This is a genomic window from Streptacidiphilus jeojiensis, assembly GCF_042510965.1.
GTDB classification, from domain to species: domain Bacteria; phylum Actinomycetota; class Actinomycetes; order Streptomycetales; family Streptomycetaceae; genus Streptacidiphilus; species Streptacidiphilus jeojiensis.
In genome coordinates, this window is the sequence record NZ_JBEUKS010000008.1 from 350,676 (window position 1) to 368,180 (window position 17,505).

Sequence of the window (17,505 nt, forward strand, 5' to 3'; positions counted from 1 at the left end):
CACCGCCCGCACCCAGAGCCCCTGCTCCGGCCGACTCCCCCCGACGGCCGGAGCAGGCTTGAGAGGCCCTGTCGACCCTCCCCCCCGGTCGGCAGGGCCTCGTTCTGTCTCCTGCCCAACTGCTCAACTCCACTGCGCCACAGGGTTTCCCAGCCAGCGGGTGCCGGTCGGCAGGGTCTCGCCGCGCATCACCAGGGAGGCCGGGCCGACCACCGCGCCGTCCCCCACCGCCGCACCCAGCAGCACGATCGAGTGCGGTCCGACGGTCGCCCCGGCCCCGATGTCAACGCCGTCCATCCGCATCAGCCGATCGTGGAAGAGATGCGTCTGCAGCACCACCCCGCGATTGACCGAGCAGCCCTCCCCCAGACGGACCAGGTCCGTCTCCGGCAGCCAGTGGGTCTCGCACCACACCCCGGGGCCGATCCGCGCACCCAGACTGCGCAGCCAGACGGTGAGGAAGGGCGTCCCCAGCAGGGAGCCGCCGAGCCAGGGCATCGCCAGCTCCTCGACGAAGACGTCGAACAGCTCGTTGCGCCAGACGAAGGAACTCCACAGCGGCTGCCGCCCCTTGCGGAACCGGCCCAGCAGCAGCCATTTGGCCGCAGTGGTGAGCAGGCAGGCACCCACGCCGCAGCACAGCAGCAGCACGCCGCAGCCGAGCGCACAGACCGTCAGACCGTCCCGGCCCAGCAGTTCCTGGAGTCCGGCCACGGCCAGGTCGCCCAGCAGCACGGTCAGCGCCAGGGGTCCGAGGCGGCACAGTTCCACCGCCGCCCTGGCCAGTACCAGCCGGCGCGGCGGGTCGTAGGTGCGGGCCGCGTCCCCGGACTCGGCGACCCGCGGGATGCCGAAGCCGGGCCGCCCCAGCCAGGAGGCCCCCGTCTCGACCCGGCCCGCCGGGGGGACGTCGGAGAGCACGCCCACCAGCGAGTCGGCCGGCAACTGCCGTCCCGGGCCGACGATCCCCGAGTTCCCGACGAAGGACCGCCGCCCGACCGAGGCGGTGCCCAGCCGCAGCCAGCCGCCGCGGACCTGGAACGGGGCGAGCAGGGTGTCGTCGGCCAGGAAGGCGTAGTCGTCCACCCGGGTCAGCCCGGGCAGCGCGAGCACGGTGGACGCCTCCACCCGGTGGCCGACCCTGGCGCCGAGCAGCCGCAGCCAGGCCGGCGTGGCCAGCGAGGCGTACAGCGGGAACAGCAGCGAGCGGGCCGAGCCCATCAGCTGGTGGACCGCCCAGACGCTCCACCCGGTGCGGCCCACGGCGGGGTGCAGCCCCTGGGTGACGGACCGTGAGAGCAGCCGGACCAGGCCGGCCAGCAGCAGGGCGTACAGGCCCAGGGTGAACAGGGCCAGCGGCACCGAGGAGAACAGCAGCCGGTCGAACACGCTGGTCCAGCTGGGGTCCCGGCCCATCAGCAGGTAGAGCAGCAGCGCCCCGGGCGCGGCTGCGGCCACCGGCAGCAGTTGCAGCAGCGGCAGCGACAGCGCGTACGCGGCGTGCCAGCGGCGATGGTGGCCCGGGGGGAGGGCCGGGGCGGCGGCCGGCCAGCCCGGCCCGTCGGACCCCGGGGCCGCGCCGTCCGGACGGGCCGGCGAGCCGTGCCAGCGGGCCCGGGCGGGAACGGCTCCGGTGACGCAGCTGCCGGCGGCGACCTCGGCTCCGGGGCCGACCTCGGCACCGGGCATCAGCGTGGACCTGGTGCCGATCCTGGCGCCCGCGCCGACCGAGACGGCGCCCAGGTGCAGCCGGTCCCCCTCCAGCCACCACCCCGCCGCGTCCACCTCGGGTTCCAGCGAGCACCCCGGGCCGAACTCGGCCAGCCCGGTGACCGGCGGCATGGTGTGCAGATGGACGTCCTCGCCGACCCGGCAGCCGAGCATCCTGGCGTAGCGGCCGGCCAGCGGGGTGCCCAGCACGGCGGCCACGTTGAAGACGCCGACCAGGCGTTCGGCGGTCCACAGCCGCAGGTGCGCCGGGCCGCCGCGCGGATAGGTCCCCGGGCGCAGGCCCCGGGTCAGCAGCCGGGCGCCGGCCGCCCCGATCACGGTGCGCCCGAGGGCGCTGGAGAGCAGCAGCCAGCCGCCGGCGATCAGCCACCAGGAGGTGCGCTGGGTCCAGGGCAGCGAGGAGGGCAGCAGATTGTCGAGGGCGGCGAGGGCGAGCACCCAGCGCAGTCCGCCCAGGGTGTGCAGCAGCACCAGGACGGCCCCCTGGTAGAGACCGGTCCAGCCGCGGCCGGCAGTGGGGGCGGGCGCCGGTGCGGGCCGGGCGGCACGGCCGGAACGGTCCGGGGCGGGATCCTCCGCAGGCCGGTCCTGGCCCGCCCCGGTGCCGCCCCCGTCCAGGTACGCGGCGAGTTCGTCCAGCCGGGGCTGCCGGTAGAGGTCGGCCACCGAGAGGCCGGGGTGCCGCTGCCGCAGCAGCGAGACCAGCTTCGCGGCGGCCAGGCTGGTGCCGCCCAGCGCGAAGAAGTCGCTGTCCGGGCCCGGGTCGACGCCGAGCAGGTCGCGCCACTGCCCGGCGAGCCGGGCGGCGGTGCCGTGCAGCGCGGCCCTCGGGCCGGGGTCCTCGGTCCGGGGCAGCGGCCAGGGCAGCGCCTTGCGGTCCACCTTGCCCGAGGTCCTGGTCGGCAGTTCGGGCAGTTCCGCCAGCACCGGCACCAGCGCCGCCGGCAGCCGCCGCCGGACCAGCTTCCGCAGCAGCGCCAGATCCAGCAGCCCCGGTCCTGACCCGTCGTCAGCACCGGTGTCCCGTCTGGCCGCCGGCACCAGGTAGCCGACCAGCAGCTGGCCGCCGGCCGCCGTCTCCCGCACCGCCGCGGCCGCCGCGCCGACGCCGGGGAGGGCGGCCAGTGCGGCGTCGACCTCGCCCAGCTCGATCCGCCGGCCGCCGAGCTTGACCTGCTCGTCGGCGCGGCCGACGAAGGCCAGGCCGTCCGGATCGGCCCGGACCAGGTCGCCGCTGCGGTAGACCCGGGCCCCCGGGATGGCCGGGTGGGACTGGAACTTCTCCGCGTCCCTGGACCGGTCCAGGTAGCGCGCCGTGCCGACCCCGGCGATCAGCAGTTCTCCGGTGCCGCCCCAGGGGACCGGGCGTCCGGCCGGGTCCACCACCGCGATCTGCCAGCCGTCCAGGGGGGTGCCGATGCGCACCGGCTGTCCGGCCCGCATCCGTGCCGCGCAGGCCACCACGGTGGTCTCGGTCGGACCGTAGGTGTTCCAGAACTCCCGCCCCGGCACGTCCAGGCGCTGCACCAGTTCGGCCGGGCAGGCCTCGCCGCCGACGATCAGCAGCCGGACCGCGTCCAGGTCCTCGGCCGGCCAGAGCGCGGCCAGGGTCGGCACCGTGGACACCACGGTGATGCCGCGCCGGACCAGCCAGGGACCGAGCTCGGCCCCGGTCCGGACCAGCGCCCGGGGCGCCGGCACCAGGCAGGCGCCGTGCCGCCAGGCCAGCCACATCTCCTCGCAGGAGGCGTCGAAGGCCACCGAGAGTCCGGCCAGCACCCGGTCGCCGCGGCCCAACGGCGCGTCCCGGAGGAAGAGTTCGGCCTCCGCGTCGACGAAGGCCGCCGCCGAGCGGTGGGTGACGGCGACGCCCTTGGGACGTCCGGTGGTGCCGGAGGTGAAGATCACCCAGGCGTCGTCCCCCGGCGTCGGCGGGCCGCTCCGCGCCCTCGGCGCGGCGGCCCCGGGCCCGTCCAGCAGCGCGCCGCCGGCACCGAGGACCACCCGCACCCCGGCGTCCTGCCAGATGGACTCGGCCCGCTCGTCCGGGTCGTCCACGTCCACCGGGACGTAGGCGGCGCCGGCTCTGAGCACGCCGAGGATGGCCAGGTACAGCTCCGCCGTCCCGGACGGCACCCGCACACCGACCCGGTCGCCGGGGCCCACCCCGCGCCGGACCAGCCGGGCCGCCGTCGCGTCGGCCGCCTCCCGCAGCGTCCGGTAGTCCAGGACGGTGCCGTCCGCGTCCAGGGCGGGCGCCAGCGGCGAGCTCCGCACGGTGGCGTCGAGGACGTCCAGCAGGGTGCGGGCCGGCGCCGCGGGCCGCACCGGCCAGGCGGCCTGAGGGTGCGGCAGCGCTGCCGCGGGGGGTGCCACAATCTGGGGTTCCACGTGCCGCGCTCTCGTCAGGTGCCAGAGGGTCCAGGCTCATAGGGACTGACGAGCGGAGTGGGCTTTGAGTATGGAAGAACCGCGCAAAAAAACGGTAAATCCAGTTTTATCGTTACGAGTAGCACTCAAATGTACGATTACGGCGCAGCACTTCCGACCGGGACCTCCAGCACCACCCGGGTCCCGCCGGTCTCCCCCGGCACCATGTCGAAGCTGCCGCCCAGCTCCCCGACCACCAGCGTCCTGACGATCTGCAGCCCGAGGTTGCCGCCCCGCTGCGGGTCGAAGCCCTCCGGCAGGCCGACGCCGTCGTCGACCACCGTGATCAGCAGCTGCTCCTCGCCGCGACTGCCGCCGGCCGCCCAGCTGTTGCCCCAGCCGGCATCGGCCGCCGGCATCCGCCCCCGCACCGCACGCACCGTCACCTGGCCGCCGGCCTTGGGCCCGTAGGCGTGTTCCAGCGCGTTCTGCAGGATCTCGGTGAGCACCATCGCCAGCGGGGTGGCCACATCGGCCGACAGGATGCCGAAGCTGCCGCTGCGGCGCGCGGTCACCCGACCGTCCTGGGACAGCTCCATCACCATCGCCAGCACCCGGTCCGCGATCTCGTCGAAGGCCACGTGCTCGTCCAGGTTCTGCGACAGCGTCTCGTGGACGATCGCGATGGAACCGACCCGGCGCACGGCCTCGTCCAGCGCGCCGCGGGCGGCGTCGTTCTCCATCCGGCGGGACTGCAGCCGCAGCAGGGCCGCGACGGTCTGCAGGTTGTTCTTCACCCGGTGGTGGATCTCCCGGATGGTGGCGTCCTTGGTCATCAGCTCGCGCTCGCGCCGCCGCAGCTCGGTGACGTCGCGCAGCAGCACCAGCGAGCCGATGTGGTCGCCCTTGGGCTTCAGCGGGATGGCCCGCAACTGCACCACCCCGTCGCCGGACTCGACCTCGGTCTGCCGCGGCGCCCAGCCGCTGGCCAGCTTGACCAGGGCCTCGTCGACCGGGCCGCGGGACGGCGGGGCCAGCTCGGCGGTGGTCTTGCCCAGGTGCAGGCCGACCAGGTCGGCGTTGAGGCCGAGCCGGTGGTAGGCGGAGAGGGCGTTCGGGCTGGCGTAGGTGACCACCCCGTCCGCGTCGAGGCGGATCATGCCGTCGCCGACCCGGGGGGAGGCGTCCATGTCGGTCTGCTCGCCGGGGAACGGGAACGACCCCGCGGCGATCATCTGGGCCAGGTCGGAGGCGCTCTGCAGGTAGGTGAGCTCCAGCCGGCTGGGGGTGCGCACGGTCAGCAGGTTGGTGTTGCGGGCGATCACGCCCAGCACCCGTCCCTCGCGCCGGACCGGGATCGACTCGACCCGGACCGGGACGTCCTCGCGCCACTCCGGGTCGCCCTCGCGGACGATCCGGCCCTCGTCCAGCGCCACGTCCAGCATCGGGCGGCGGCCCCGTGGCACCAGGTGGCCGACCATGTCGTCCTGGTAGGAGGTCGGACCGGTGTTGGGGCGCATCTGCGCCAGCGACACGTACCGGCTGCCGTCGCGGGTGGGCACCCACAGCACCAGGTCGGCGAAGGAGAGGTCGGAGAGCAGCTGCCACTCGGACACCAGCAGGTGGATCCACTCCACGTCGGCGCTGTCCAGGTTGGTGTGGTGGCGCACCAGCTCATTGAGGGAAGGCATTCACCGAGCGTATCCGGTTCCTGCACCGATTCCGCTGCTCAGTGGGGATGGACAACGCAATTGGTCTAGTCCACAATGGAACTGCACCAAGGGAGGACCCACCGCGCTATCTGCCCTGACCGCGCACCGGGACCTTCCGCTTGATGAGAGTCGGCCTGACCGTCCCGCGCCTCCGGGCCCGCACACCCGCCGCGCGGAGACACCAGCCACCGACCATGCCTCGGGCCGCGGTGCCGGACAGGTTGAGGGTCCTGTCCCGGCGCCACGGCCCTTGTGCGTTCCCGGCAGCTTGCGTCCCCGGCAGCGGTGCCGGCGCGGTCAGCCCTGGCTGAGCCGCGAGGCCAGCTTGGCGTCGGCCGCCTTGGCAGCCCCCTGCGGGTCCTTGCCCTGCAGGATCGGGGTGAGGAACAGTGTGGTGATCGGGTTCGGCGTGTTCTCCACGTTCCCCCAGTTCGGGACGAGCGGGGTGAAGCCGGCGTTGGCCGCCTCCTCGGACGCCGCGGCGGCGTAGGCGTTGCCCTTGATCGCCGGGTAGAGCTTCGCCTTGTTCGGCAGGAACCCGGACAGCTTGGCGAAGAGGCCCTCGTTGGTGTCGTTGAGTGCGATCTTCAGAAAACCCAGGGCCAGGTCGGGGTTGACCGAGTTGGTCGCGACGGCGAGGTTGGAGCCGCCGAAGAAGGTCTTGGCCGGCTTGTCCGGGGTGGCGCCGGGGATGGGGAACCAGCCGATCTGGCCGGCCAGCTTGGGGTTGTCCTTGATCGCCGCGCTCTCCTCGTACCCCATCGCGATCATCGAGGCGACATCGCCCTTGGCGAAGACCCCGGACTCCAGCGGATGCGACTCGTCCTGGTCCACCGGGGCCGCGCCGAAACCGTTCAGCGTCTTGAACAGCTGGGCGGCCTGGAGCGCCTGGGGGCTGCCCAGGTCGCCGACCCAGCGGCTGTTCTGCTCGGTGAGGATGTCCGCCCCGGCGTCCTGGAGGAAGCCGTCGAAGGCGTACCAGTTCTGGCCGGGCAGGTAGAGCGCCGACTTCACCCCGGTGGTCTGCTTCAGCTTGGCCAGGTCGGTCAGCCACTCGGACATGGTGGTCGGCGGGGTGACCCCGGCGCGCGCCCAGAGCGTCTTGTTGTACATCACCGCGCGGCTGCCGGCGTACCAGGGCGCGGCGAACTGCTTCCCGCCGACCAGCGTCGACTTGTTCATCGACGGGGTCCAGTCCGCGCCGCCCAGCTGCGCCTTGTACTTGTCGAGGTCCATCAGGCCGCCGGTGGAGGCGTAGTACGCGGTCTGGGTGTTGCCGATGTCGAAGATGTCCGGCGGATCCACCAGCGAGAGCGCGGTGGTCACGGTCGCCTGGATGTCGGTCCACTGCTTGGTCTGGAAGTCCACCGTGGCGCCCGGGTACTGCTGCTCGAACTGCGCCTTCACCGAGGCCATCCAGCTCGGCAGGTCGTCCCCGGCCATCAGCCAGACCACCAGCTTCTTGCCCTGGTTCGAGTCGGCCGCACTCCCGGCCCCGCCCGAACCTCCCCCGCTGCACGCACTCGCGCCGACCATGACCACGGCCGTACCCAGTGCGGCGACCAACCGCCGACGGTTCACGCCATCCCCTCCTCGGACCCCAGGCTGCCCGGACCCCGCGCGCGGCAATTCACCCCGGGTTGGCCCCCGCCCCCGGACGCAACGGTGTCGGCGCCGATGAAATACACCAAAGGCCTTGCATAATGCGCGCGCCCAATTCACGGCCGAATCGCACTTGGCATAGACCAATTTCCGGAGTCTGGACCTCGGCGCGCACTCCGGTCAAGGAAAGGCAACCCCTGCGCGGCAAGGTGTTACCGGACCGACACCTCAGCGGCGATGCGCCCCGACTGTCCCTGTTTGCAGGGGTTTTGTGATCCTGACTGGTCCAGTCCTACCCCTGGCGTCCATCTGCGGCCACCCCGCTTGTCAAGCGTTGGTAACGGCTTGGCTCAGGCTGTCGAGAACTCTTGACGCTCCACATTGGTCCATGCCAATCTCCGATCACTGGTCTACACCAATCAGGTAGCTGCGTCGGAGCGACTGGCGCGGAATTCACAATTCCGCGCGGTCTCGGGCCGGTGCGGAAGCCACAGCTCCACCAGCACCACGCGAAGACGGCACAACCCCCATTGAGCACCTCACTCCAGGCACGGTCAAGCTCAGGAACACCTCCGAGACCGAACCGGTGCCCTCTCTCGCTCATCCCTCAGGAGGATGTTTTGAAGCGCAAGATCGCAGTCGCCGCGGCACTCGCCAGCGTGCTCACGGCCGCCGCCTGTTCCTCTTCTTCGACCGCCGGAAGCTCCAAGCAGGCCACCCTGAGCACGGACGGCAAGGGCAAGACCATCAACGTCTGGCTGATGCAGGACGCCCAGAAGGGCTGGCCGGGGGTTGTCGACGCGGCGAAGAAGCAGTTCACCGCCGAGACCGGTGCCAACGTCAACATCCAGTGGCAGACCTGGACCAACTACAGCACCAAGCTCGACACCGCGCTGCTCTCCGGCAACGCCCCCGACGCGCTGGAGCTGGGCAACACCCAGACCGCCAAGTACATCGCGGCCAACTCCTTCGTGGACCTGACCAGCGTCAAGGACAAGTTCGACAACTCGTCCAGCTGGCTGGACTCGCTGGCCGCCTCCGGCCAGAGCGCGGACCACACCAAGACCTACGCGATCCCGTACTACGCGGGCGCCCGCATCATGATCTACCGCAAGGACCTGTTCGCCGCGGCCGGCGTCACCACGCCGCCCACCACCCTGGACGAGCTGACCGCCGACCTGACCAAGGTCAAGGCCGCCAACTCCAAGGTCCCGAACTTCTCCGCGCTCTACCTGCCGGGCAAGAACTGGTACACCGCCGTCTCCTTCGGCGCGGGCACCTACGGCGTCAACAACGTCATCGCCAAGTCCGACGGCTCCAAGTTCACCGGCACGCTCACCGACCCGACGTTCATCCAGGGCATCCAGACCTGGGACACCCTGCAGAAGAACTTCTCGTCCGGCGGCACCACCGTGGACGAGACCACCCAGGACGCGCTGATGGCCAAGGGCAACATCGCCGCCATCATCGGCAACGGCTGGGAGGTCGGCTCGGTCACCGACCCGAAGACCGGTGACCCGTCCCTGGCGTCCAAGCTCGGCACCATCGCCGTCCCCGGCACCACCGCCGGCCAGCCGACCCCCGCCTTCCTCGGCGGCTCCGACCTGGCCGTCCCGACCCACGCCGCCAACCCGGGCCTGGGCGCCGAGTTCCTGCGCATCTTCACCAACACCGCGCAGCAGACCGCGCTGGCGAAGTTCGCCATCCCGAACAACAAGACCCTGCTGCCGACCTACGAGGCCGTCAGCGACGTCAACAAGGCCGCCGGTGCGGCCGCCAACGGCAAGACCTGGTTCATCCCGAACTCCCAGTTCTGGAGCCAGGCCTCCGACGAGGTCGCGCTGCAGACCGCCTTCAGCGCCATCGCCGCCGGCGGAGACCCGACGGCTGCCCTGACCACCGCCCAGACCACCATCATCGGTGACCTGAACGGCGGCTGAAACGCCTGATCGCGGGTCCGGCCCCCTCGGGCACCTCCGAGCGGGCCGGGCCCGCGGCCACTGAGCGCACCCAGGGCAGCCGGTGGAGCGTCTACCGGCTGCCCGCCCCATGCGCGCATGCTCCTTCAGTCAGCACCACGTCGGTGAGCAAGACCCAGTTTCAAAGGCTCCGGGGAAGGACCCTGATGAGTGTGATCGATTCCGACCGTCCAACGGCGAGCGCCGGTCGGCAGGACGCGTCCCCGAAGTCCCGATGGCTGAGCAGACGGGGTGTCGCCGACGGCTACATGCCGTACGTGCTGATCGTCCCGGCAGTCGTGGTGATGCTGGGCGTGATCGGCTACCCGATCTTCAAGCTGATCCAGCTGTCGTTCCAGAACGTCAACGCCTACCTCTACCTGGCCGCGCCGGCCCTGGTCCGCTACATCGGCTTCGACGGGTTCACCAAGGTCCTCAGCGACCCGACCTTCTGGCAGTCGGTCGAGCGCAGCGTGCTGCTGACCGTCGAGGTGGTGGTCCTCTCCATCGGCCTCGGCCTGGCCTTCGCGGTGCTGCTCAACCGGGTGTCCAACTGGGCCAAGGTCACCGTGGTCACCGTGCTGATGTTCGTCTGGGCCATCCCCGCCCTGGTCTCCGGAACGGTCTTCTCCTGGCTGTTCAACAACACCGGCGGCGTCGTCGACTACATCTGCTACGAGCTCGGCGGCAAGGGGATGCTGGACCACAACTGGTTCGCCAACCCCACCCAGGGCCTCTACGTGGTGGTCGCCGCCTGCGTGGTCTGGGGCGCGCTGCCGTTCCTGGTGATCGGCCTGAACGCGGCGATGACCCAGGTGCCCAAGGAACTGGTCGAGGCCTCCAAGATCGACGGCGCCTCCCCGTGGCAGAGCTTCCGGCACGTGGTGATCCCGGTGATCCGGCCGTTCCTGCTGCTCTCCACCGCGCTCAGCTTCATCTGGGACTTCCAGGTGTTCGCCCAGATCTGGGCGCTCCGCCAGAACTCGCCGGAGCCCGGCTACCAGACCATCGGCGTCTACCTGTACGCGCAGGGCGTGGCCAGCAGCCACTACAGCCGGAGCGCGGTGGTCTCCATCGCCATGATCGTGCTGATGCTCGGCGTCCTGGTGTTCTACATCCGCCAGGTCATCAAGATCGGAGAGCAGGACTGATGGCTTTCACCTCGTCGCAAAAGGCCGTGTCCACCCGGCTCCCCAAGCCGCTCAAGGCGTCCAAGGAGAGCCGCTCCGAACGGCCCGCCAACCAGAACCGCTGGATGACCGGCGTGTGGAACACCGTCGCCATCGGCTTCGCCGTGGTGATGGGCTTCCCGATCTACTGGGCGGCGCTGACCACGGTCAAGTCCAACCGGGACCTGCTCTCGCAGAACCCGACCTTCTGGCCCAGGCACTTCGACCTCGGCAGCTACAGCACCATCTTCAACGACCCCGACCTGCCGACCGCGCTGGAGAACACCGCGATCATCACGGTCGGCGCGGTGATAGCCGGTCTGCTGGTGGGCCTGCTGGCCGCCATCGCGGTGGCCCGGTTCCGGTTCCGCGGCCGCAACTTCTTCATCGTCACCATGCTGGTGGTGCAGATGGTGCCGCTGCTGTCGCTGATCATCCCGCTGTTCCTGATCCTCAAGAACATCGGCCTCTACAACACCCTGTTCGGCGTGATCATCGCCTACCTGGTGTTCACCATCCCCTACGTGGTGTGGACGCTGCGCTCCTTCATCGTCAACATCCCCAAGGAGCTGGACGAGGCCGCCATGGTGGACGGCTGCACCCGCTGGGGCGCCTTCTTCCGGGTGGTGCTGCCACTGACCGTCCCCGGCCTGGTCACCACCGGCGTCTACTGCTGGATCCAGGCGTGGAACGAGTTCATCATCGCCAACACCATGCTGTCGGACAACAACACCCACACCGGCATGGTCTGGCTGACCGGCTACTCCGCGGGCCCCACCCACGCCGCCGACTACGGGGCGCAGATGGCGGGCTCGCTGCTGATCTCACTGCCCGTGATCATCCTCTTCGTCATCTTCCAGAAGCGGGTGGCCTCCGGTCTCACCGCCGGCGCCGTCAAGGGCTGACCGGACCGTCGGCCCCACCGACCGACACCCGTATCTGCACGCACCTGAGCTGTACGCATCAAGACATGCAAGGAAGGAACCATGACGAATCCCGGCCCGGACACCGTCCAACTCCTCGCGGACGCCGGCGCGGTGCTCCAGCCGGGGTTCACCGGCCTCACCGCTCCCGACTGGGTGCGGCACCGCCTGGAGACCGGTGAGCTCGGCGGTGTCGCCCTGTTCGGGCGCAACATCGCCGACCACGAGCAGGTCGCCGCGCTCACCTCCTCGCTGTACGCGCTCAACCCCGACCTGCTGATCGCCACCGACGAGGAGGGCGGCGACGTCACCCGGCTGGAGGTGATGACCGGCTCCTCCTACCCGGGCAACCAGGCCCTGGGCGCGATCGACGACATCGAGCTCACCGAGGACGTCGCCCGCTCCATCGGCATCGACCTGGCCGCGGCCGGGATCAACCTCAACTACGCGCCGGACGCCGACGTCAACTCCAACCCGGACAACCCGGTCATCGGGGTGCGCTCCTTCGGCGGCGACGGCGAACTGGCGGCCCGTCACACCGCCGCCTACATCCGGGGCCTGCAGTCGGCCGGTGTGGCCGCCTGCGCCAAGCACTTCCCCGGCCACGGCGACACCGCCGCCGACACCCACCTCGGCCTGCCCAGGATCGACCTGCCGCTGGACGTCTTCGGCGCCCATCTGGCGCCGTTCCGCGCCGCGGTCGCCGCCGGGGTGAAGTCGATCATGACGGCGCACATCCTGTTCCCGGCCTACGACACCGACCTGCCGGCCACCATGTCCCGGGCCATCCTCACCGACCTGCTGCGCAAGGACCTCGGCTACGACGGGCTGATCGTCACCGACGGCATCGAGATGGGCGCCATCTCCGGCACCCACGGGATAGCCGAGGGCACCGTCAAGGCCATCGCCGGCGGCGCCGACGCCATCTGCGTCGGCGGCGGGCTCCAGGACGAGGCCACCTTCCTGTACCTCCGCGACGCCCTGATGTGGGCGGTCCGCGAGGGCCGGATCGCCGAGGAGCGGCTGCACGAGGCCGCCGAGCGCAACCGCGCGGTGGCCCGCTGGTCCGCCGGGGTCAGGGCGCAGCACGCCGCCACCGCCGTGCCCGACATCGGCCTCACCGCCGCCCGCCGCGCGCTGCGGGTCAGCGGCGAGCTGCGCCCGGTCGACGGCGTACCGCACGTGGTCGAGTTCTCCCCGGCCGCCAACTTCGCGGTGGGCGACGAGACCGCCTGGGGCCTGGCCGCGCCGCTCGGCAAGCTGATCCCCGGCACCACCGTCACCCGGGTCGGCGCACCGGCCTCGACGCTGCAGAGCGCCGGGCTGCTGCGGGCCACCGTGGACGACGCCGAGGGCCGGGTGGACACCACCCCGCTGCTCGGCGCCGCGGTCGGCCGCCCGCTCGTCATCGTGGTGCGCGACCTGCACCGCTACGCATGGATGAAGCGCGCGGCACTGGAGTTGACGGCGGCCAGGCCGGACGCGGTGGTCGTGGAGATCGGCACCGCCTACGGGCTGGAGGAGACCTTCTCGGGACGCGGAGTGACCGTGCTCACCACCTACGGCGGAGCCCGGGTGTGCGGCATCGCCGCGGCCGAGGCCCTTGCCGGACCGGGCACGGGCGCGGTCCGGGTCGCCTGAACACAGCGGACACCGGAGCCGCGGGGACACCTTCGGCGGACCCGGCATGTCACCATGAGTGCCGCAGCCGTACGGCTGATTCAGTAGTGGGCGGATCCAATGGCCATGACGCCGGTACGGGTCGGAGAACTGGGAGTAGGAGCGGCGATGACGACCGAAGGGGGTCCGGACGTGGAGACGTCTGGGGAGGGCGCCGTCACCGCACGCGTCCCCAAGTACTACCGGCTGAAGCGGCACCTGCTGCAGATCACCCAGACCCAGGCGCCGGGCACCCCGGTCCCGCCGGAGCGCACCCTCGCGCTGGAGTTCGAGACCTCGCGCACCACGGTGCGCCAGGCCCTCCAGGAACTGGTGGTCGAGGGCCGGCTGGAGCGGATCCAGGGCAAGGGCACCTTCGTCGCCAAGCCCAAGGTCTCCCAGGCCCTGCAACTCACCTCCTACACCGAGGACATGCGGGCCCAGGGCCTGGAGCCGACCTCACGGCTGCTGGAGGTCGGCTATGTGACCGCCGACGACCGGCTGGCCGCGCTGCTGGACATCCGCCCCGGTGGCAGGGTGCTCCGGGTCGAGCGGCTCCGGCTGGCCAACGGCGACCCGATGGCCATCGAGGCGGCGCACCTCTCCGCCAAGCGCTTCCCTGCGCTGCGCCGGAACCTGGTGAAGTACAACTCCCTCTACTCGGCCCTCAACGAGGTGTACGGGGTGCACGTGGCCGAGGCCGAGGAGACCATCGAGACCTCGCTGGCCACCCCGGCCGAGGCCGGCCAGCTGGGCACCGACGTGGGCCTGCCGATGCTGCTGCTGTCCCGGCACTCCTTCGACGCCGACGGCGAGCCGGTGGAGTGGGTCCGCTCGGTCTACCGCGGCGACCGCTACAAGTTCACCGCACGGCTGCGCCGCCCGGACTAGACGACGCACCGCGGCCGTCGCCAGTTCTACGTGGGGCCCCGGGGGTCGCCCCCGGAGTATTGGAGCACCGCGAGGCTGCGCCGCCCGGACCAGTGAGCCGGCCCGCGCCCGGCCCGGCTGTGTCCGGACTGTGGGACGGGGCACGTCCGTTCTGATGTGTTCCGCCCCACTGCGCGCCCTCTGCCCACCACCGCAGGCCGACAATCTGTGTATCCACCCGTGACGTGGACCGATCAACGGTCTACATTCCGTCTGGTCACCTGTCCGATTCCGGTGGCGCCTGGGGGAGGGCCGTCCTCGCGCGCGCCGTCGGCCTGCCTCCGGAGCCGCACCCATGGCCGAGCCCGCGACACCGCCCGCACCACCCCCGCCCCACCTGCCGCTGGTCACCCCGACCCGGGTGGTCTGCGCCTTCCTGCTGGGAGTGCCCTTCGTGGCGCTGCTCTGGGTCAGCTCCTACTCCCGGCTCACCCCGACGTTCATCGGGATCCCCTTCTTCTACTGGTACCAGCTGGCCTGGGTGATCGTCTCGGCGCTGTTCACCGCCGCGGTCTTCGTCCTGATCCGCCGTGAGGAGGCGTCCCGCAGGGCGCTGCTGACGGAGCGTGAGCCGTCATGATCCGACTGGCCTCCGGCGGCACCAACGCCGTCTCGCTGACCGTCTTCCTGATCCTGTTCGTGGCCGTCACCGGGGTCGGCTTCGTGGCCTCGCGCTGGCGCCGCGCCGAGAACGCGCTGCACCTGGACGAGTGGGGGCTGGGCGGCCGCGGCTTCGGCACGGTCGTCAGCTGGTTCCTGCTCGGCGGGGACCTGTACACGGCGTACACCTTCATCGCCGTCCCCGCCCTGGTCTACGGCGCCGGCGCGGCCGGCTTCTACGCGGTCCCGTACACCATCCTGGTCTGGCCGCTGGTCTTCCTGTTCCTGCCCCGGCTGTGGTCGGTGGCGCGCAGCAAGGGCTACGTCACCCTGGCCGACTTCGCCCGCGGCCGTTACGGCTCCCGCAGCCTGGCGCTGGCCGTGGCGCTCACCGGCATCCTGGCCACCATGCCCTACATCGCGCTGCAGCTGGTCGGCATCCAGGCGGTGCTGGACACCATGGGCATCGGCGGGTCCAGCGGCTTCGGCAAGGACCTGCCGCTGCTGATCGCCTTCGCGGTGCTGGCCGCCTACACCTACTCGTCCGGGCTGCGCGCCCCGGCGCTGATCGCCTTCGTCAAGGACACCCTGGTCTACATCGTGGTGATCGTGGCGGTGATCTACATCCCGATCCGCCTCGGCGGCTACGGCCACATCTTCCACGACGCCGCCACCTCGCTGGCGCAGACCAGCCCGGCCACCGGCAAGCCCAAGGGCTCGCTGATCACCGGCCCCAAGGCGCAGTGGTCCTACGCCACGCTGGCGCTCGGCTCGGCGATGGCGCTGTTCATGTACCCGCACTCGGCCACCGGCGTGCTGGCGGCCAAGAGCCGCACCACGGTCCGCCGCAACCTCGCCGTGCTGCCGGCCTACTCGCTGATGCTGGGCCTGCTGTCGCTGCTGGGCTTCATGGCGATCTCGGCCGGCGTGGGCAAGGGCGTGAAGGGCTTCAACGCCCAGCTGGCCGTCCCGGAGCTGTTCCAGCAGATGTTCCCGTCCTGGTTCGCCGGGGTGGCCTTCGCGGCCGTCGGCATCGGCGCCCTGGTCCCGGCCGCGATCATGTCGATCGCCGCGGCCAACCTGTTCACCCGCAACATCTACCGCGAGTACTTCAAGCCCGACGCCACCCCGGCGCAGGAGACCGCGGTCGCCAAGATCGTCTCGCTGGTGGTGAAGCTGGGCGCGCTGGGCTTCGTCCTCGGCATCGACAAGCAGTTCTCCATCAACCTGCAGCTGCTGGGCGGCATCTGGATCCTGCAGACCTTCCCGGCGATCGTCGCGGGTCTGTTCTCGCGCTGGTTCAACCACTGGGCGTTGCTGGCCGGCTGGGCCGCCGGGATGGCATACGGGACGTACGAGGCCTACAACGTCGCGGCGGCCGGCAAGCCGCACTCGCACTTCGGCGGCAGCGCCGCCAACATCCCGGTCATCGGCCAGATCGGCTACATCGGGGTGACCGCCTTCGTGCTGAACCTCGCCGTCTCGGTGGTGCTCACCCTGGCGGTCAGGGCGGCCAAGCCGCGGGAGCTGCCGGACGAGACGGTCCCCGGCGACTACCTGGTCGAGAGCGCGCCGCTGGCCCCGCTCACGCCGGAGATCACTCCTTCCGCGCCCTGAATTCACCCCCTTTGCGCCCCCTGCACGGGCCGCCGCTCCCGCACACTGGGACCGGCGGCCCGTGCGCAGTCCCGCGCCGGGCCGGGCCGAAGAACCGCTCAGGGGGACTCGTGGAGCTCACCGACCACCACCTCAGCCCGTCCGAATCCGGGTCCGACCGACCCGTGGAATCCGTTCCCGTCCCGCCCCGCCCGCTCTCGCTGACCGTCACCCGGCACGGACAGTCCACCGCCAACGAGGCGTTCGCCGCCGCGGAAGCCGTCGGCGCCCTGGACACCGGCATCACCTGCCGCGACGCCGACCTCTCGCTCACCACGCTGGGCCGGGCCCAGGCGACCGCCCTGGGCCGCTGGCTGGCCTCCCGCGCCGACGGCCCGCTGCCGCACAGCGTGTGGGTCTCCCCGTACCTCCGGGCCCAGGAGACGGCGGAGCTGGTCCTGGTCGAGCTGGACCGGGCCGGGCTGCCGCTCCCGGTGGTGCGCACCGACGAGCGGCTGCGCGACCGCGAGCTGGGCATCCTGGAGATGGTCACCAAGGCGGCCATCGAGCTGCACCACCCCGAGGAGGCGGCCCGCCGCCGCCGGCTCGGCGAGCTGCGCTGGCGGCCCCCGGGCGGCGAGTCGCTGGCCGACGTCGCGCTGCGGCTGCGCAGCCTGCTGCGCGACCTCTACGAGACCGAGGCGTCCCGTCGGGTGCTGCTGGTGGCCCATGACGCGGTGGTGGTGATGCTGCGTCACATCCTGGACGACCTGGACGAGGAGGCCTACCTCGCCCTGGAGCGCGAGGGCGCCGTCGGCAACGCCTCGATCACCCGCTGGTCCCGGACCTCCTCGGGCCAGCTCAAACTGGACTGCTACAACACCGTGGCGCACCTCGGCCTGGACTGACCGCCACGCCGCCGGCACCCCGCCGCGGATGACCCAAGCGGTCGGGCTCACTACCGAGAGCGATCCTGCGCGACACAACATGTAGGGGTGCTTCGAGAAAGCACCCCTACATGTATGCTCACTCTCGCTGTCGACGCAGGGGAACCCGGTGCGATTCCGGGACTGCCCCGCAGCGGTGAGCGGCTTCTGCCGCGAGTCCGAGTACCTGCCGACAGCGCGCTCCGCGCTGCCCTTCCGCCGCGCCCGGAGCGCTGCACGTCCGGGCCTCGCGGGTGGGCCGGGGACGCGCTCCGTGCTGCCTTCGCATGCCCGGATGCGCCCCCGCTCCTCCAGCCGCCGGCCCGCCG

At 71.5% G+C, this 17,505-nt stretch carries 11 protein-coding genes and 1 riboswitch; of the genes, 8 read left to right on the forward strand and 3 right to left on the reverse strand.

The genetic code is table 11. The features are described from left to right. Positions 1-123 precede the first annotated feature (123 nt). The 3 genes from ABUW04_RS23780 to ABUW04_RS23790 all read right to left on the reverse strand — a co-directional run bounded on the left by ABUW04_RS23780 (position 124) and on the right by ABUW04_RS23790 (position 7,394). Entirely contained in the window at positions 124-4,122 is a 3,999-nt protein-coding gene (locus tag ABUW04_RS23780) for a Pls/PosA family non-ribosomal peptide synthetase (protein WP_380566517.1), read from the reverse strand. Positions 4,123-4,259: 137 nt separating this feature from the next. Next, positions 4,260-5,792 (reverse strand): sensor histidine kinase, encoded by a 1,533-nt coding sequence (locus tag ABUW04_RS23785; protein WP_380566518.1) that lies wholly within the window; start codon positions 5,790-5,792, stop codon positions 4,260-4,262. A gap of 318 nt (positions 5,793-6,110) precedes the next feature. Next, positions 6,111-7,394, reverse strand: coding sequence for an extracellular solute-binding protein (locus ABUW04_RS23790; protein ID WP_380566519.1), 1,284 nt, complete (start codon positions 7,392-7,394; stop codon positions 6,111-6,113). 641 nt (positions 7,395-8,035) lie between these two features. Here ABUW04_RS23790 and ABUW04_RS23795 point away from each other — a divergent pair. From ABUW04_RS23795 to ABUW04_RS23830, 8 genes are all read left to right on the forward strand, one after another. After that, entirely contained in the window at positions 8,036-9,355 is a 1,320-nt protein-coding gene (locus ABUW04_RS23795; RefSeq protein ID WP_380566521.1) for an extracellular solute-binding protein, read from the forward strand. A gap of 185 nt (positions 9,356-9,540) precedes the next feature. After that, the gene (locus ABUW04_RS23800) at positions 9,541-10,524 is read left to right on the forward strand and encodes a carbohydrate ABC transporter permease (protein WP_030257468.1); all 984 of its coding nucleotides are present in this window, start codon (positions 9,541-9,543) and stop codon (positions 10,522-10,524) included. Further along, positions 10,524-11,447: a carbohydrate ABC transporter permease gene (locus ABUW04_RS23805; RefSeq protein ID WP_380566523.1), complete on the forward strand. Its 924-nt coding sequence runs from the start codon at positions 10,524-10,526 to the stop codon at positions 11,445-11,447. The genes ABUW04_RS23800 and ABUW04_RS23805 overlap by 1 nt, the downstream gene beginning before the upstream one ends. Positions 11,448-11,528: 81 nt before the next feature. After that, entirely contained in the window at positions 11,529-13,106 is a 1,578-nt protein-coding gene (locus ABUW04_RS23810; RefSeq protein ID WP_030257473.1) for a glycoside hydrolase family 3 protein, read from the forward strand. Between the two features lie 147 nt (positions 13,107-13,253). Beyond that, entirely contained in the window at positions 13,254-14,015 is a 762-nt protein-coding gene (locus ABUW04_RS23815) for a GntR family transcriptional regulator (RefSeq protein ID WP_030257475.1), read from the forward strand. A 334-nt stretch (positions 14,016-14,349) separates the two neighbouring features. Next, the gene (locus ABUW04_RS23820; RefSeq protein WP_030257477.1) at positions 14,350-14,634 is read left to right on the forward strand and encodes a DUF3311 domain-containing protein; all 285 of its coding nucleotides are present in this window, start codon (positions 14,350-14,352) and stop codon (positions 14,632-14,634) included. Then, positions 14,631-16,271 (forward strand): monocarboxylate uptake permease MctP, encoded by a 1,641-nt coding sequence (mctP, locus tag ABUW04_RS23825; RefSeq protein WP_380566524.1) that lies wholly within the window; start codon positions 14,631-14,633, stop codon positions 16,269-16,271. The genes ABUW04_RS23820 and mctP overlap by 4 nt, the downstream gene beginning before the upstream one ends. A gap of 164 nt (positions 16,272-16,435) precedes the next feature. Further along, positions 16,436-17,158, forward strand: coding sequence for a histidine phosphatase family protein (locus ABUW04_RS23830; protein WP_051725700.1), 723 nt, complete (start codon positions 16,436-16,438; stop codon positions 17,156-17,158). Positions 17,159-17,266: 108 nt separating this feature from the next. Continuing rightward, a riboswitch (cobalamin riboswitch) is annotated at positions 17,267-17,385 on the forward strand. Positions 17,386-17,505 lie beyond the last annotated feature (120 nt).

What these genes read in the sequence shown, in the direction of transcription:
- ABUW04_RS23785 (WP_380566518.1), bottom strand. Translation starts at nt 5,792, where the DNA reads ATGCCTTCCCTCAATGAGCTGGTGCGCCACCACACCAACCTGGACAGC.
- ABUW04_RS23800 (WP_030257468.1), top strand. Translation starts at nt 9,541, where the DNA reads ATGAGTGTGATCGATTCCGACCGTCCAACGGCGAGCGCCGGTCGGCAG.
- ABUW04_RS23805 (WP_380566523.1), top strand. Translation starts at nt 10,524, where the DNA reads ATGGCTTTCACCTCGTCGCAAAAGGCCGTGTCCACCCGGCTCCCCAAG.
- ABUW04_RS23810 (WP_030257473.1), top strand. Translation starts at nt 11,529, where the DNA reads ATGACGAATCCCGGCCCGGACACCGTCCAACTCCTCGCGGACGCCGGC.
- ABUW04_RS23815 (WP_030257475.1), top strand. Translation starts at nt 13,254, where the DNA reads ATGACGACCGAAGGGGGTCCGGACGTGGAGACGTCTGGGGAGGGCGCC.
- ABUW04_RS23820 (WP_030257477.1), top strand. Translation starts at nt 14,350, where the DNA reads ATGGCCGAGCCCGCGACACCGCCCGCACCACCCCCGCCCCACCTGCCG.
- mctP (WP_380566524.1), top strand. Translation starts at nt 14,631, where the DNA reads ATGATCCGACTGGCCTCCGGCGGCACCAACGCCGTCTCGCTGACCGTC.